Source organism: Acutalibacter intestini, assembly GCF_034334985.1.
In the GTDB taxonomy this organism is placed as follows: Bacteria; Bacillota; Clostridia; order Oscillospirales; family Acutalibacteraceae; genus Acutalibacter; species Acutalibacter intestini.
Map to the genome: position 1 here is coordinate 1 of NZ_JAWXXL010000037.1, position 15,919 is coordinate 15,919.

Annotated in this window: 16 protein-coding genes; all 16 read left to right on the top strand. The window is 44.6% G+C overall.

Features of this window, described 5'->3' with window-relative positions:
• Positions 1 to 19 precede the first annotated feature (19 nt).
• The 16 genes from U8U68_RS17770 (at position 20) to U8U68_RS17845 (ending at position 15,784) form a co-directional block, all read left to right on the top strand.
• Positions 20 to 391 carry a TnpV protein gene (locus tag U8U68_RS17770; protein WP_322203293.1) on the top strand — a complete coding sequence of 124 codons (372 nt, stop codon included), beginning with the start codon at positions 20 to 22 and terminating at the stop codon, positions 389 to 391.
• A gap of 160 nt (positions 392 to 551) precedes the next feature.
• Positions 552 to 1,223, top strand: a complete 672-nt coding sequence (locus U8U68_RS17775; RefSeq protein WP_322203224.1) for a response regulator transcription factor — start codon at positions 552 to 554, stop codon at positions 1,221 to 1,223.
• On the top strand, positions 1,211 to 2,389 hold the full coding sequence (locus U8U68_RS17780) for a HAMP domain-containing sensor histidine kinase (RefSeq protein WP_322203226.1): 1,179 nt from the start codon (positions 1,211 to 1,213) through the stop codon (positions 2,387 to 2,389). Before U8U68_RS17775 ends, U8U68_RS17780 begins: the two co-directional genes overlap by 13 nt.
• A gap of 72 nt (positions 2,390 to 2,461) precedes the next feature.
• Positions 2,462 to 3,382 carry an ABC transporter ATP-binding protein gene (locus U8U68_RS17785; protein ID WP_322203228.1) on the top strand — a complete coding sequence of 307 codons (921 nt, stop codon included), beginning with the start codon at positions 2,462 to 2,464 and terminating at the stop codon, positions 3,380 to 3,382.
• Entirely contained in the window at positions 3,379 to 4,773 is a 1,395-nt protein-coding gene (locus U8U68_RS17790) for an ABC transporter permease (protein ID WP_322203230.1), read from the top strand. The genes U8U68_RS17785 and U8U68_RS17790 overlap by 4 nt, the downstream gene beginning before the upstream one ends.
• Positions 4,757 to 5,341, top strand: coding sequence for a hypothetical protein (locus U8U68_RS17795; RefSeq protein WP_322203232.1), 585 nt, complete (start codon positions 4,757 to 4,759; stop codon positions 5,339 to 5,341). Before U8U68_RS17790 ends, U8U68_RS17795 begins: the two co-directional genes overlap by 17 nt.
• Before the next feature lie 448 nt (positions 5,342 to 5,789).
• Positions 5,790 to 6,233 (top strand): RNA polymerase sigma factor, encoded by a 444-nt coding sequence (locus tag U8U68_RS17800; protein ID WP_322203234.1) that lies wholly within the window; start codon positions 5,790 to 5,792, stop codon positions 6,231 to 6,233.
• 66 nt (positions 6,234 to 6,299) lie between these two features.
• The gene (locus tag U8U68_RS17805; RefSeq protein ID WP_322203236.1) at positions 6,300 to 6,773 is read left to right on the top strand and encodes an RNA polymerase sigma factor; all 474 of its coding nucleotides are present in this window, start codon (positions 6,300 to 6,302) and stop codon (positions 6,771 to 6,773) included.
• A gap of 152 nt (positions 6,774 to 6,925) precedes the next feature.
• On the top strand, positions 6,926 to 7,921 hold the full coding sequence (locus U8U68_RS17810) for an AAA family ATPase (RefSeq protein WP_251209926.1): 996 nt from the start codon (positions 6,926 to 6,928) through the stop codon (positions 7,919 to 7,921).
• Between the two features lie 471 nt (positions 7,922 to 8,392).
• Complete coding sequence (gene mobV, locus U8U68_RS17815) at positions 8,393 to 9,358, top strand: MobV family relaxase (protein WP_322203239.1); 966 nt, start codon at positions 8,393 to 8,395, stop codon at positions 9,356 to 9,358.
• A 7-nt stretch (positions 9,359 to 9,365) separates the two neighbouring features.
• Positions 9,366 to 9,578 carry a hypothetical protein gene (locus U8U68_RS17820; protein WP_322203241.1) on the top strand — a complete coding sequence of 71 codons (213 nt, stop codon included), beginning with the start codon at positions 9,366 to 9,368 and terminating at the stop codon, positions 9,576 to 9,578.
• A 105-nt stretch (positions 9,579 to 9,683) separates the two neighbouring features.
• Positions 9,684 to 11,288 (top strand): recombinase family protein, encoded by a 1,605-nt coding sequence (locus U8U68_RS17825; RefSeq protein ID WP_322203243.1) that lies wholly within the window; start codon positions 9,684 to 9,686, stop codon positions 11,286 to 11,288.
• A gap of 94 nt (positions 11,289 to 11,382) precedes the next feature.
• Complete coding sequence (locus U8U68_RS17830) at positions 11,383 to 11,595, top strand: TnpV protein (RefSeq protein WP_322203295.1); 213 nt, start codon at positions 11,383 to 11,385, stop codon at positions 11,593 to 11,595.
• A 463-nt stretch (positions 11,596 to 12,058) separates the two neighbouring features.
• Complete coding sequence (locus tag U8U68_RS17835) at positions 12,059 to 12,316, top strand: helix-turn-helix domain-containing protein (RefSeq protein ID WP_322203245.1); 258 nt, start codon at positions 12,059 to 12,061, stop codon at positions 12,314 to 12,316.
• Positions 12,309 to 14,330, top strand: coding sequence for a type I restriction-modification system subunit M (locus U8U68_RS17840; protein ID WP_322203247.1), 2,022 nt, complete (start codon positions 12,309 to 12,311; stop codon positions 14,328 to 14,330). Before U8U68_RS17835 ends, U8U68_RS17840 begins: the two co-directional genes overlap by 8 nt.
• Entirely contained in the window at positions 14,324 to 15,784 is a 1,461-nt protein-coding gene (locus tag U8U68_RS17845) for a restriction endonuclease subunit S domain-containing protein (RefSeq protein WP_322203249.1), read from the top strand. Before U8U68_RS17840 ends, U8U68_RS17845 begins: the two co-directional genes overlap by 7 nt.
• Positions 15,785 to 15,919: the final 135 nt, after the last annotated feature.

The following is a 15,919-nucleotide window of genomic DNA, read 5'->3' on the forward strand; positions in this document are numbered from 1 at the left end:
AGAAAAGGAGTTTTTGCAGATGAAATCACTATTTGAACAGTTAGGCGGCACATACCACGAAGAAAATGGGTATCTTATTCCAGATTTAAGATTACCCGCCGAAGAAGAACAGCCGATAGGCACATGGGGACAGCGGCACTTGGACTATCTGAAACAGTACCATAAGGTTACATACACCAATCTTCTTACAAGCGGCAGGCTCAACGCCTATCTTGTAGATGTAGACAGGCAGGCACAGGAACGCTCCCACAGGCTCATAGAGGGCATGAAACAGGCACAGGGAATAACAGAACGCCTAAAGGAAGAAAATGCCTTAGAATGGGTGCAATGCCTAAATAACATAAGGGCGTGTGCGAGGGAAATTGTGAACGAGGAAATTATTTTTGCATAGCTATACACGGGCGGTAGAAAGTGATTTCTGCCGCCCGTATGCAATGCTGTTGATAGCAATGGAAATAACGGGTATAATTATAATCACTTGGCGTGAAATTGTCGAAAATTTGTCTTTTATCGGCTACGATAAAGGGATTAACTGATAAGGAGCATTGCCTATGAAATACAAGATACTGATTATTGATGATGAAGAAATGATATTATCCATGATGGAAAAATGTTTAGGAGAAGAATTTTCCGTATATACAGCGGAAAATGCAAAAAAAGCGTTAGAACTATTAAACGTAATACCAGATATTATATTGTTGGATATCAATATGCCAGAAATGGACGGATTGGAATTGTGCCAGCTTATCCGAGGGCATATATCCTGCCCAATTATTTTTTTGACAGCACGGGTAACGGAACGGGATGTGATAAAGGGGCTGTCTGTCGGCGGGGATGATTATATTACAAAACCTTTTAGCATGGATGAATTATTGGCAAGAATTTCGGCGCACCTTCGGCGTGAAGAAAGAAATGGCACAGCAGAAAATCTAAGGTTTGATGAAGAATTGATTATTGATTACAATAGCCGAACTGTATTTTATGGTAAGGAACAGTTAGACTTCTCAAATAAAGAATTTGAGATTATCCGTTTTCTTTCCCAAAATGCAGGCATGGTTTTTGACAGGGAAACCATCTATGAAAAACTTTGGGGATATAATGGCGAGGGCGATAGCATTGTAGTAAAAGAACATATCCGAAAGATACGGAATAAGCTGTCAGTTTATACGGATAAAAACTATATTGAAACAGTATGGGGAGTCGGTTATAAATGGGCAAAATAAAAACAAAGTCGCTTAAGACATCTATGGCAGTTACTTTTTTCATTACGATATGTGTGACTGCCCTGTTATCGTCTATCACTATCTTTACGGCAAACCAAGTGCAGCATGAAATATTAAAGAAACGGTATATGACGATAAATTCCCCTGATTTTCAGATGGATGAGAACACAGGCAATTATATTTTGGATATTGATAACAACAATATCACATGGCAGCCTTTAAGCAGATGGGATACTGTCATCTATTATGGCTCTTATGCTGCTATGGTTGGTCTGCCTGTTTTTTATATTGCTGTCGGGATTGGGGCGGCTGCGGCGGTATATTACCGAAAAAAGCTTCGGGAGCCTATCACACAGTTACAGAATGGCGTGGAAAGAATACAGGAGGATAATCTTGACTTTCACATTGAATATGACGGTGATGATGAGTTAGGGCGGTTATGCTGTTCTATGGAAAAAATGCGCGGGGAGCTTCGGCAAAAACACAAAGCGTTGTGGGAATCCTTAGAACAAAGGAAATTATTGAATGCTTCGGTATCTCATGATTTAAGGACGCCGATTACCGTCCTCAAAGGATATTTAGACTATTTAGAGAAAAATATCCCACAGGATAAGCTTACGGAAGATATGCTTTTAGATACGGTATCATCTATGCAGGGGGCGGTAAACCGTTTGGAGCTATATGTGGAGAGCGTTCGGGATATTGAGAAGATTGAAATTATTGAAATTGAAAAACGGTCTGAAAATGTGAAGCTATTATTGAATGAATTAAGAAGTAATGTGCGGCAGCTTGCGGGAAATAAAGAAATCATTATTTCAAACGATATTACGGTGGACAAAATTCAAATAGATAAGGGCGTGTTTTTTCGGATTTTAGAAAATCTCCTGCAGAACGCATTAAGATATGCAGAAAAACAAGTAAGCATAAACCTTTCACACAAAAAAGATTTTCTCATTCTTACGGTAAAGGATGATGGGAAAGGTTTTTCAGCGGCAGATTTGGAAAAAGCAACCACTGCATTTTACAGTAATGATAAGGAAAAACAGCATTTTGGTATAGGCTTAAGCGTATGTAAAATACTTTGTGAAAAACATGGCGGTTTATTGTATGTCGGAAATCAGAAAGAAAAGGGGGCATGTGTAACCGCCAAATTAAAAAGTTTTTAATATCCTTTTCGGAAAATTGGCTTTTCTATTATAAAATCTCCTTACAACACAAGTAAGGAGGTTTTTGTATTTATGGAAATCCTAAAGGATACCTTTATGCCATACGGCAAAAACAATGAAATTGTAATAAGAAATCTTTCCAAAAACTATGGAAAAAAGACAGCCCTTGAAAATGTATCCGTTACGATCCATTCTGGAATGTACGGGCTTCTTGGGCGGAATGGCGCAGGGAAAACAAGCCTTATGAAAATTTTGGCGACGCTATCAGAAGCGTCAGGCGGGGAAATCAGTATGAATGGTATCCCAATCAAAGAAACAGGTAAAATACGGGAAATCGTAGGTTATCTCCCGCAGGATTTTTCTTTTTACAGAGGTATGAGCGTTTATGGCGCAATGGATTACCTTGGGCTGCTGTCGGAAATTCCAGATAAAATCCGAAGAGAAAGAATACCCGCATTACTTGAACAGGTAAATCTAAAAGAAGATATGCGGACGAAAGTAAAGGCTTTATCGGGAGGGATGAAAAGACGGCTGGGGATTGCACAGGCACTGTTACATAACCCGCAAATCCTTATTGTTGACGAACCGACAGCAGGGCTTGACCCAGAGGAACGTATTCGTTTCCGTAATCTGCTAAGTGAATTTGCAGAAGACAGGATAGTGATTCTTTCTACCCATATTTCTTCGGATGTTGAATCGTGCTGTGAAAATATAGGAGTATTGAACAATGGGAAAATGATATGGAATGGCAGTACGGAAGAACTGGTGGGACAGGCAGAGGGAAAAGTTTACCTTATTTCAGCGGCAAAAAAGCAGGATAAACATATCAAGGAAAAGTATGCTGTCTTAAATATCATTTCTTCACAGTCAGACATACAGTACAGGGTATTGTCAGACGTGGAGCCAGAAGAAAAATATATGCTTCAACCCCCTACGTTGGAAGATGGGTATATGTATCTGTTAAGCCAGACAGAGGGAGGGATAGAACGATGAAGTTATATTTTAAAGAGTGTAAAAAGATTGCAGCAAGTGTGATTTATTATTTCTTTCTCGCTATTTTGGTTTTTAGCTGGTTCCAGAATTTTCGGGGAGTGGCAAAAACAGAAATCAATTGGGAAAAAGGTATTCCCCCGGCAGATATAGGTTTTGAACGCCCATTACTGTCCAAACCATCCGAGGAGGACGATTACTTTGGCAGTAAAGTTTCAGAGGATGACCCGGCGGCAATCATGATGGGCGTTACAAGGGCGTTACTGTCAGAATATGAAAGCAACCGCTACGCCACATATCCCATTGGATACTATAAAGCGATTACGCTTAGCGATGATGAGCAAAAACGTGTACTTGAAATACTTTGTGAAATAACGGGATTGACGGAAGAACAATTAAAAGATTTGCCAGAAGATTATTTTCCAGCAGTCACAGGCACAATTATTTCCTTTGACGCAATGAGTGTTGATGAAAATGGAAATTTGAATACGGTGATGGGAAATAGGGCAGACACAGGAAGCGGAGAAGATAAATATAAGCATTTTATACCACAGGTCACTTATGGACATTTCAAAGAGCTAATGCGGGAAATGGAAAGCATTATCGGGGAAAACGGTTCACAGTACTCCCCCGAAATGATGATTACCTATTTTGGCATGTCGGAAATGACTTATGAGGAAGCATGTGAGGAATATAACCAGACAATCAGCAATGATAAAGTGACAGGCGGTTTTGCACGGTTATTTTGTGATTATATAGGATTGGAACTAGGCTTGTATCCTATATTTTTGGTAGTGCTTATATGGATGAAAGACCGTATGGGCAATGCGTCAGAATTGATTTACAGCAAAAAAATATCTTCGGCAAGACTGGTGGTTTCAAGATATTTGGCAAGTATCACTATGGTTCTCCTGCCTGTTTTGCTGTTAAGTTTTGAATCCCTTGTGCCGCTTATTTCGTTTGGCGTAGAGAAAGGTATTTCAGTAGACTATTTTGCGTATATCAAATACATTTTATGGTGGCTTCTGCCAGAGGTCATGGCGGTATCCGCAATCGGAATATTTTTCACTTTGCTCACAGACTCTCCGATTGCGATTGCCATTCAATTCCTTTGGTGGATGGTTGATAAGGGAGTAACAGGACTGTCAGGGGACACGAAAGCAGCGACTTTAATGATAAGGCACAATACATTGCGTGGCTATGAAGTGATACAAGATGAATTTCAAATGATTTGCAGGAACAGGCTGCTTATGGCGGGAATCAGTATTCTATTTGTCGTTCTGTCCATATGGGTTCTTAAGTTTAAGCGGAAAGGAAAAATAAATGCGGCGAATATCTATCACAAGTGTTTTGGGCATATGCAGGACAAACTTTCTTTTGGTAGTAAAAAATAACTTATTTTTGGCGGCGGTTTATTTGCTGATAATTCCTTTACTAAGGGGGATTGCAAATTTAGATATGGTTCGTTCTGCGGAATGTTTGGAACAGGCTGTAATACTAACAGGAGTATTTCTCATAGCTCCGTTGCCTGCCCCAGAACAGTCTAAGGCAATACAGGACGTAGTTTGCACAAAGAAATTTCCACATTGGAAAATCTTATTGCTGCGGTTCATCATGTCAATGCTGTTGCTAATTATGATGGTATGCCTGTTCTCTGGAATTATGGTATGGGAAAACTGTATATTTCCCTTTGTGCCTTATGTGGCGGGAACAGTGATAAGCGCAATGGCATTGGGGAGCTTTGGATTTGCAGCAGCCATATTCAGCAATTCTGTTATTGTAGGTTACTTGGCGTCAATCGGATATTTTCTTTTAAATTCTTTGGGGAATGTATCAGAGGATAGTATTTTCTATTTGTTCTCAATGGGAAAAGGCAATTATTCCACAAAGATATGGCTTTTCGGTTTAAGTTTGCTGGTAATTGCAGTAGTTTTTATTTACGAAAGAAGAAAGAGATATTGATAAAAAATCATTGTGATACTTGCCCACCGAATAAAAAAAACGAGGTTCGGTGGGCGGCTTTACCATGCCTAAATAAATAGACGTTACCCTCCAGACCTGTTTTAAGTTTGGAGGGATTTTTTATGTCCTTTTTTCGGGCAGTTATCCATCTGCTCATGCAACGCAGAATTGACTTATACATAGCATATCGGGGAATGGCAGGAAGCCAGTTAAAAAAATCCCTGCTTATGCAACGCTACTTCTCACCATGAAACCAGAAGTAGAATCTCCACTTAACAGAATATGTATCTCTTATAACCGTAGAGGTCGCAGAGCCTTTGCGGTTTTTCTTTTGTCGTTTTTTATCAGAATGTGCCGCAGGGGTGTTTCCGCTGTTGACTGTCGTTCGCCGCCTATCCAATCTGGATTTTTTACATTTTTCAAAAATTCGGATTGGAGGAAATAAGGAATGGCATATAACCACGGACGTGAGGACAGGAAATGGCGTATCTGGAAAGAAGCCGAGGAAAAAGTGCTGCGTGAGCATGGCGTTGATGAAGCGGTCATTGAGCAAATCCGCATGGATGACAGGGCGGACTTTAATTCCAACAGGCGGTTTTACCGATGGACGAGCGACTTCGGCGAATACCTTGAGGGAGTGGCGGACGCTGAACAGCAGGCAGAGCCGACTACCGTTGCGGACTTGCTGGACGAGATTGAGGACGAGAAACTGTATCAGGCACTTCTTACGGTGGACAAGCATACCCTGCTCATTCTCCTGCTGAAAATGCAGGGGTATTCCACAAGGGAGATTGCGACAATGGCAGGGCTTACCGAAAGGGCGCTCTACAAACGCCTTGAACGGCTCCGCAAAAAATTAAAACCTATTTTTTATCCTTTCGGGGAAATTTAACCATTTCCACGGGCTATTGGGTGGGAGGGCAATCCTCCCGCTCAATTTTTTTCGGGAGGAAAGGAAATGGCATACGGGGCAAAGACATACACGCTTCGGGAGGAATCCACGGAAAGCGGCAAAAGGTATTTTATCAGCTTTAAGGACGGGCAGGGGGAACACCACGAACTGGAAGTGTCAGAACAGCTATTCTTTAAATTTCGGCAGATGGAACGCAGGAACAGGAACCTTCAGCAATGGAACCAGCGGCACAGGGAGTTTAACGAGGTATGGGATGAAACGCTTTACAGACGGGCGTTGCGAGTGCCTAAGACGCTTGATGAAAGCATGATTGAGAAAGAACGGAATGAACTGTTTTACAAATCGGTTGCCCGACTGCCAGAGATACAAAGGCGGCGTTTCCTGCTCTATTACGAGTATGATTTTAATTTTTACCAGATTGGCGAGATGGAGCATTGCACCGCTTCCGCTGTCCAGAAGTCTGTTTCGGTTGCAAAGGAGAAAGTCAAGGCAGAAATGAGGAAGTATCTTCAACCTTGACTGTTACCGCCCGAAAAAGGAATCCGCTTATTATCGGCGTGGGGATGGCGGCATTACATACTCTCACTCTTTTTCGTGGGAGTAAATCTAATTTAAGGAGGTCACACCTATGCGCAACAAAACCAAAGACACCACCCGAAAGGAGGAATTCTATGCAGAAGCTTCAGACAGTCAACGCCGACACGCTTCTTTATGAGCCGCTTGAGAAGCCGTCCTTTGTGGTGGACGGTCTGATCCCCACGGGCTTAATCCTGTTCTGCGGCTCACAGAAAATCGGCAAGAGTTGGCTCATGTTAAAGCTCTGCCTATGCGTGTCGCAGGGAATCCCCTTATGGGATATGCACACACAGGAGGGCGACGTGCTTTACCTCTGTTTGGAGGACACGTTCTGCCGCATACAGGACAGGCTGTTCCATTTGACGGACGAAGCGAGCGGGCGGCTTCACTTTGCGGTGGCAAGCGATAAGCTCTCAGACGGTCTTATCGTGCAGTTGGAGGACTATTTGAAAGAATACCCCGACAGCAGGCTCATTGTCATTGACACCTTACAGAAAGTCCGTACCGCATCCAAAGACAACGCCTATGCAAGCGACTACGGGGACATCTCCCTTATCAAAGACTTTGCCGACAGGCACGCTATAGCGGTCATTGTCGTACACCATATCCGAAAGCAGAATGACAGCGACGTGTTCAACAAAGTGTCTGGCACGACGGGATTGACGGGGAGTGCAGACGCAACCTTTGTTCTGGAACAGGAAAGCCGTGCGTCCAATGCCGCAAAGTTATATGTGACGGGCAGGGATACGCCCTATCAGGAGTTTACGCTCCGTTTCCGTGATTGCAGTTGGGAGTTGGTGGAGCGGAAAGAGCAGGAACAGCTTGCCAAAGAAGCGATACCAGACGTTCTTTTTCGGTTGGTGTATTTCATGCAAGACAAGGGGGAATGGACTGGCACGGCAACAGAACTTCTGGAAGCGATGGGGGAAACGGGAACGCCGCCCAACATCATGACGAAACGGCTCAACGAATACCGTGCCGGTTTCCTCAGTGAAAACAATATCTGTTACAGCTACCACAGGAAGAAAGGGGGCAGGGAGATTTCCCTCACAAGGCAGTCGGGTGACGGTGGTGACGGTGATGACGGTTAGATTGGGATACCCCCTGCCACTGTCACCGTCATAGCGGATGTATGTAAAATCGGCGGTTCTGCCCTGCGGGTGACAGCGGTGACGGTGATGACGGCAATATTGGGATACCCCCGTCGCTGTCATCCCTGCGGGAGAACACCCCATAAACGCAAAATGCAGGCGTGGGCATTACTCGCCCTTTTCGGCTCGTAAAGCCACCCCTGCGGTCAGAAAAATCCCCCGATTTTTCCGACTGCGTTTACAGGGTGTAACACACTACACTTTGCCCTGCAAAGTCGTGTGCCAGACGTTCCCTCTGGACTCCCTTAAAGCAGGGCTTACGCCCTGCCCATCCTCTGCCTTGCGGCTTCGGATGGAAGAATGTGCGGTGACAGTTAGCGGCTTCCGTGGGGGTATCCCAAAAACACCGTCACCACCGTCACCAACCGTCACCCTTTGGAAGATTACCCGCCGAAGAAAGGAAGATTGACTATGCCCTATGCAATCCTGCGTTTCCAGAAACGCAAGGCAGGCGGCGTTGCGGCTTGTGAACGCCACAACGAGCGGAAGAAAGAAGCCTATAAAAGCAATCCAGATATTGATACGGAACGTTCTAAAAACAATTACCATCTCATAGCACCGCCAAAGTACACCTATAAAAAAGAGATAAACCAAATGGTAAAGGAAGCGGGCTGTAAGGTAAGAAAAGACAGCGTGATGATGGTGGAAACGCTCATCACAGCTTCGCCCGAATTTATGAACAGCTTACCGCCCGAAGAACAAAAAGCGTATTTCCAGACGGCTCTTGACTTTATTTCGGAGCGTGTGGGAAAGCAGAATATCCTCTCCGCAGTCATCCATATGGACGAGAGGACGCCCCATATGCACCTATGCTTTGTGCCGCTTACGCCAGACAACAAGCTGTCAGCAAAGTCTATTTTATGCAACCAGAAATCCCTATCCGAATGGCAGACCGCCTACCATGAGCGGATGTCCGCACGGTGGAATCAGCTTGAACGGGGGCAGTCCTCAATGGAAACGAAGCGCAAGCATATCCCCACATGGCTCTATAAGCTGGGAGGCAGTCTGGATAAACAGTATGCGGAAATCGTGTCTGCCCTCTCCGACATCAACGCCTTTAACGCAGGCAAAAAAAGAGATAAGGCGTTAGAACTGCTCTCCGCATGGCTTCCAGACGTGGAGAAATTCTCTAAGGAAATCGGCAAACAGCAGGCGTATATCGACAGCTTGAAAGAGAGAATCGGGCAGGAAGCCGACTATGCGGGGCGTATGCGTGATGAGAAGTACGAGCAGGAACGAAAGGTACAGAAAGCAAACCAGAGGATATTTGAATTGCAGAAAACCAATCAGCAGATGGAAAGGTTATTGAAAAAGATACCGCCAGAAGTGATAGAGGAATTGCAGAAATCAAGTAAAAACAGGTCAAAGGAAAGGTAGGAAGTGAATGGTTAAATTGTTCGACAGGATGATACAGACAGGCATAAAGCCAAAGGAAAAAGGCATCCCACAGGGCTGCTTCATAGAAAAAGACGGTCAGTCATTCTTTATTTGCGGCAAAGACGTTATCTGTTTTACCGAGCATTTCAGCGATAAAAAGCAGACCGTGGAAAGGCTTGCGGAGAATGTCATGCGGTACGAAAGAAAAAAATCTGCCTAATAATTGCCGCTGGCGATGGAAAAACAGCCTGCCCCATGCTATAATAGATTCATGCAAGCAATGTATTGTGGCAGGCTGTTTCCAAAGGACAGGAGGTTAAAACAAGTGAAACAGCAGCAATACAATACAGCGTTATATATGCGTCTAAGCCGTGATGACGAGCTGGAAGGGGAGAGCGCAAGCATTTCCACGCAGAAACAGATACTAAGGGATTACGCAAATGAGCAGGGATTTTTAGTCGTAGACGAGTATGTGGACGACGGATTTTCGGGTACAAATTTCGAGCGACCGAGTTTCAAACGCATGATTGAGGACATAGAGGACGGGAAAATCAACTGCGTTGTCACAAAGGATTTGTCAAGGCTTGGCAGGAACTATATCCTCACGGGGCAGTACACGGAGCTTTATTTCCCAAGCAAGGGCGTAAGGTACATCGCAATCCATGACGGCGTTGACACGATAAGGGAGGACAACGACATCGCCCCATTCAAGAACATTGTCAACGAATGGCAGGCAAAGGAAACGAGCCGCAAGGTAAAAAATGCGATGAAAGCCAAGTTTAAGAACGGGGAATACATCGCCCCTGTCGTGCCAATCGGCTATAAAATCAACCCTGCCGAGAAGAACAGGCTTGTCGTTGACGAGGAAACCAAGTGGATTGTGGAGCGGATTTTTGAGCTTGCGGCGCATGGATACGGGGCAAACAAAATCTGCCGCACCCTTGCCGCCGAGAAAGTCCCGATACCCGCATGGTGGGCGTCACAGAAAAACGGTTACAAGGCGAACATTTTTGAAGGTCAGCCAGAGGGGAAGAAATACCTCTGGAACATCGTTACCGTAAGCAAAATCCTTCAGAATGAAATCTATCTTGGCAACACCGTTCATTATCAGATACAGAAACTCTCCTACAAGTCAAAGAAGAACGTCAAGCGACCGAAAGAGGACTGGATGCGGATTGAAAACACCCATGAGCCATTAGTTGACCGTGAAACATGGGATTTAGTGCAGGGGCATATCAACTCCCGCAAACGCAGCCGAAAGGGCGATGAGCCGCAGATATTTGCAGGGCTGCTCAAATGTGGCGAGTGCGGTTGGAGCCTGTCATCGGCAGGCTCCAAGAACCAGTCTAGGTATTACCGCTGCACGCAGTATTCCGCACATGGGAAAGAAGCGTGTTCCCTGCATTTCATCTCTTACAACCTGCTCTATGCTTTTGTCCTCGGACGGTTACAGTACTGGCTGATGGCGGTAAAGGAGAATGAGGATGCCATTTTGGAGCGGCTGCTGCAGAGCAGCGAGAAACAGCGGCGGTCAGAGAATGCCCGTGATGAAAAAGAGCTGAAAAAGGCACAAAAACGCAGGCAGGAACTGAACAACCTTTTTGCGAAAATGTATGAGGACAGGGTAAAAGGGCTTCTTGACGAAGAAAACTATTCCATGCTCTCCGTCAAATACCGCACGGAGCAGCAACAGCTTGACGAAACAATAAAGACCATATCCGCAAGGCTTGAGGAAACCAAAGCGGAAACGGACGATGCAAAAAGGTGGGTAGACCTAATCCAGAAATACAGTGCCATTGACGAGCTTACCGCCCCACTTTTGAATGAGCTGATTGAGAAAATCGCAGTCCATCAGTGGAGGAAAGACGAGAATGGTAAGAAAGTATGGGATATTGAAATTTACTACCGTTTTGTCGGAAAGATTGATTAAATACAGGAACTATGGGGAATGTGCCATTTGCGGCAGTTCCCCGAAGAATTATCTTTAAGTAAAGTAAAGCGGCGACTACTTCATCCCCGATCTGATACTTGACGAGGAACCGAAGCAGGATGTATTCTATGGCAAGTACGGCGATCTTCGGCGCGACTACCTCCGGGAGCATAAGCCCAAGCTGTGGATGGTGCTGATGAACAGTGGCAAGCTGGCTGACCGCCTGAAGGGTGTCGAGTGGATGGCAGAGCAGCGCATGGACACGCTCCTGCCGCAGTTGATGAAAGCCGCTGGCGTGAGGAATTGAAGCGGCGGTCGCAGTGGGAGTGGGGCAAGGCGATGAATAGCATCGCCAACCGCGACGAGGAAGTCATCAAGAGCGAGATAATCAACGCTTTACAGGTCCAAAACTCTTGCAAATGCGGGGGCAGGAGACGGTGGATACCAGAAGAAGACTTGTTATACTAGCAAGCCTCACTCTGGTGTTTTATACGTTACATATGAAGTGTCAAAAAGCTCCAGCTGTGCAGATAATTACAGCTGTACATATTGGAAGCGCCGTGATATGATTATTAAGGCAATACCGCACAATTCTAAGTACTGTATTGCGCAGTCAGATTTTTCTTCAGAGTGTACAGATTGAGCGCCGTCAATCTTACGATGGGCAAGCGAAAGCTGTGCGCTATCACGGAAAATCTGCAAGCAAGACGGTGCTTAAGGCGCCAGCCGCGAATTGTGCGGTGTTGCCTTAAAGATAAGGGGGTAACGATATGAGTGAGTTGCTTGACTATGGTCACTTTGACATTGTTTTAGCTGAGTATTTGTCGAAAAAGAATATAAGTAAGAACTTTTTGGCTGAAAATGCAAATCTGCAACGGACGCAGCTAAACACATATTGCAAGAATGACATCAAGCGCCCAGACCTTGATGTTCTGGCTCGTATTTGCTATGCCCTCGACTGTGACTTGTCTGACATAATTCGTTATGTCCGTCCTTCCAGGGAAAATGGAGGAAACATCGATGGCTGATACAAAAGTGATTGTTATTCCAGAAGGAAAAATCTGTGATTATATCGATAGCAAGTTTAGAAATGATACTCCAGAAGAGTACGTTCGCCAAACGATAGAGAAGCGTCTTGTGAATGAACACAAATATCTTACATCGCAGATTAAGATTGAGTACACTCTCCAAGTTGGCTCAAGGAAGCCAAGGGCAGATATCGTAGTCTGGGATAAAGATGCTGCTGAGCAAACGCAAGGTACTATTAAAATCATTATTGAATGCAAGAGAGAAACTGTGGACGCTCGAAATGCCAAGGATGGGGTAGCGCAGTTACAATCCTATATGTCAGTATGCCCAAACTGCGAATGGGGAATGTGGACTAACAGCGTTCAGAAGTTTGTTTTTCGCAAGTGCATAGATGATGCGGGGAATATCTCCTTTATGGACTACAACGATATTCCCTCTGCCGATGGCAGTTTGGATGATGTCAACAGACCCAGCCGGAAAAGCCTCCGCAATGCCTCTGATGATAATCTGCTCTTTGTGTTCAAGACCTGCCATAATCACATCTATGTGAATGATGGGATGCAAAAACAGCCGGCTTTTTTTGAACTGCTGAAAGTCATTTTCTGCAAAATTGAGGACGAGCGCAATATTCCTAAGCCTTTGGAATTTTATACGACATCAGAGGAACGCTCTAATCCTGATGGACAATTGACTGTGCAAAAACGCATCTCTCAAATCTTTCAGCGTGTAAAAAAGCGTCATGGAAAAATCTTTGATGCCAATGATGAAATCAAACTGACACCGCGCAGCTTGGCTTATATTGTCAGTGAATTGCAACGGTACAGTTTACTTAATACTAACATTGATATTAAGGGAAAAGCCTATGAAGAAATCGTGGGTGCAAATCTCCGTGGCGACAGAGGAGAATTTTTCACTCCCCGGAATGTTATGAAAATGGTTGTGGAGATGATAAACCCTCGCATTGACGAGAAGGTGTTGGACAGTTCCTGTGGTACTGGCGGTTTCCTCGTTCAGGCCATGACACACGTTATAGGTCAGCTCGAAAAAGATTTTTCAAGCAGTATGGGGATTCCCAGAAAAAATTGGGATAGTGATACGATAAAAGTATTTCAAGACCGAATTTCCGAGATGGCAGCAACCAGTTTCTTTGGCTTTGACATTAACCCGGATTTAGTCAAAGCGACCAAGATGAACATGGTCATGAATAACGATGGGAGCGGAAATATTCTGCAAACGAATTCACTTCTTCCCCCACATGAATGGACGAATGAGTTCAGGACACGCCTTGCAGAAGCACTGCACATTGATAGTGTTGGCATCCGCAACTACAAGACCATTGCGCTGTTTGATGTGATTGTAACCAACCCCCCGTTTGGTAGCAAGATTCCCATTAAGGACAAGAATATCCTTGAGCAGTTTGAACTTGCCCATATCTGGGAAAATGATAAGAAAACCGGAACTTGGAAAATGACAGATCGGTTGCAGTCATCTGTCCCGCCGGAAATTCTATTTATTGAACGATGCACTCAGTTTCTTGTCCCTGGCGGACGCATGGGAATTGTCTTACCAGATTCCATTCTTGGCTCGCCGGGACTTGGATATATCCGTGAATGGCTGATTAAAAATCACAAAATTATTGCCAGTGTTGACCTTCATGTAGACACATTCCAGCCGCGTAACGGAACGCAGACGTCTGTTCTGTTTCTTCAAAAGAAAACTGCTGAGCAGAAAGCAACTGAGGAACGCACAGGACAAATGGCTGACTATAATATCTTCATGGCGATGGTTGAGCGGGTTGGACATGACAAGAGAGGCAATCCCTTATTCAAGCGTGATGTGGAGGGCAACGAAATCCTTATGCCTGATACAGACACCATCAGAGTGCTTGGCGAAACCGGGGAAGGTGACCGTACTGTTTCTCACGAAAGAAAGTGTAAGGTTTTAGATGATCAGACTGCCGATGTGCCGAAACTCTTCGAGGCCTGGAAACGAAGGGAGGGTATCTCATGGTAGCAGGAAATCTCGCCCGGAGAATATCCGTCCCTATAGAAACAGAAGTACATATTACTGAAAGTCCGGTTAAGTGGTGTTCGGTTTCCTTGTCCGATGTGCTTTCCCGTCAAAAACGCTTGGAGGCCAGTGTGTTTGATGTTGAGGCAAAACAGGCTTGGGAAACTGTGAAGTGTGGTAGATATAAATCTCTGCCGCTGATAGGCGAACACAGCCCAGTTAAGTGTGCCTATTATGGCGGAAGATTAAAACGAAACTATGTGAGTAAGGAACACAAGAGTTCGGTTGGTTTCGTTGGCAGTTCTGAAATGCTCGACATAATGCCAAAGCCAATTAAGTTTATGGTGAATTCTCCTGCCATAAACGATTTGAGGGTATCCTACGGAATGATATTGTTGTCACGATCTGGCACCATAGGAAACTTGACATTTGTAAATAAAACTTTATCAAAGTTGCTGGTCAGCGAACATGCCATTCGCCTGGAATGCCGTGACTTTCCAGGGTATGTATATGCTTTCCTGAAATCTAAAACGGGACAACTTCTTATTAAAGCAAATATTTTTGGTTCCGTTATATCGGAGATAGAACCGGCGCATATTGCTGAAATCCAAATTCCGGACGCACCCATGATGTTAAAACAACGCATCCATGATTTGATTGTAGGTTCCTATGCTTTACGAGATGAATCCAACAAACTGATTGATACAGCCACAAAGCTGATGGTCACAGAACTTCATCTGCCTGCGATACAGGACTTTCAAAAGATATCCGCACCTGTAAGCACATTTGATGTAAAACTAAGCAATGTGGATTTGCGCCTTGATGCTTCTTACCATATTCCGGTGGTAGACACGATGGTTGCTCACTTGAAAAAATACGCTGCTGAAGTGACGACAGTCGGTGACAGCCGAATCAGCAAGGCAGTCATTCTACCAGGCAGATTCAAACGAGTTTATGTGGAAGAGGGATATGGTAGAGTCCTTGTTGGTGGAAAACAGTTAGGTGAACTTGACCCATCTGGAAAGAAATACCTGTCCAATACAAAGCATGATAAAATTTTTAGTAGCCTCGAAGTGCATGAAAACACAACCCTGATAACGCGCAGCGGAACTATAGGTAAAACAATGCTTGTTCCGCGTCACTGGGAACATTGGGTTCCTTCCGACCATATTATCCGTGTTGTTCCTGCTAATAAAGATATTGCCGGATACCTTTATATTTTTCTGGCATCTGATTATGGCTATCCCTTGATTACCCGCTACATCTACGGCTCTGTGGTGGATGAAATTGACGACAATCATGTTCGTCAAATCCCTATTCCGTTGTTGCAAAATCAGGAGATGCAAAAGCGGATCAATGCACTTGCGCTGGAAGCAAATGCAAAAAGATATGAAGCATACAGACTGGAACAACAAGCTCTTCGTATCATAAACGATGAAGTTATCTATGCAAGATGATTTTTGTTTCAACATAGTGACAGCGTTCGGAAATCAAACGCAAGCCAGTCCCGACAAAGGGCTGTTCAAAGGGTTTGGGACGCTGTCCCAGCAAGCAAAAAAGGATTTCCGGCGGCAACGCTGGAAGTCCATTTT

What these genes read in the sequence shown, in the direction of transcription:
- U8U68_RS17785 (WP_322203228.1), top strand. Translation starts at nt 2,462, where the DNA reads ATGGAAATCCTAAAGGATACCTTTATGCCATACGGCAAAAACAATGAA.
- U8U68_RS17845 (WP_322203249.1), top strand. Translation starts at nt 14,324, where the DNA reads ATGGTAGCAGGAAATCTCGCCCGGAGAATATCCGTCCCTATAGAAACA.
- U8U68_RS17820 (WP_322203241.1), top strand. Translation starts at nt 9,366, where the DNA reads ATGGTTAAATTGTTCGACAGGATGATACAGACAGGCATAAAGCCAAAG.
- U8U68_RS17780 (WP_322203226.1), top strand. Translation starts at nt 1,211, where the DNA reads ATGGGCAAAATAAAAACAAAGTCGCTTAAGACATCTATGGCAGTTACT.
- U8U68_RS17790 (WP_322203230.1), top strand. Translation starts at nt 3,379, where the DNA reads ATGAAGTTATATTTTAAAGAGTGTAAAAAGATTGCAGCAAGTGTGATT.
- U8U68_RS17805 (WP_322203236.1), top strand. Translation starts at nt 6,300, where the DNA reads ATGGCATACGGGGCAAAGACATACACGCTTCGGGAGGAATCCACGGAA.
- U8U68_RS17800 (WP_322203234.1), top strand. Translation starts at nt 5,790, where the DNA reads ATGGCATATAACCACGGACGTGAGGACAGGAAATGGCGTATCTGGAAA.
- U8U68_RS17835 (WP_322203245.1), top strand. Translation starts at nt 12,059, where the DNA reads ATGAGTGAGTTGCTTGACTATGGTCACTTTGACATTGTTTTAGCTGAG.
- mobV (WP_322203239.1), top strand. Translation starts at nt 8,393, where the DNA reads ATGCCCTATGCAATCCTGCGTTTCCAGAAACGCAAGGCAGGCGGCGTT.
- U8U68_RS17840 (WP_322203247.1), top strand. Translation starts at nt 12,309, where the DNA reads ATGGCTGATACAAAAGTGATTGTTATTCCAGAAGGAAAAATCTGTGAT.
- U8U68_RS17775 (WP_322203224.1), top strand. Translation starts at nt 552, where the DNA reads ATGAAATACAAGATACTGATTATTGATGATGAAGAAATGATATTATCC.
- U8U68_RS17810 (WP_251209926.1), top strand. Translation starts at nt 6,926, where the DNA reads ATGCAGAAGCTTCAGACAGTCAACGCCGACACGCTTCTTTATGAGCCG.
- U8U68_RS17770 (WP_322203293.1), top strand. Translation starts at nt 20, where the DNA reads ATGAAATCACTATTTGAACAGTTAGGCGGCACATACCACGAAGAAAAT.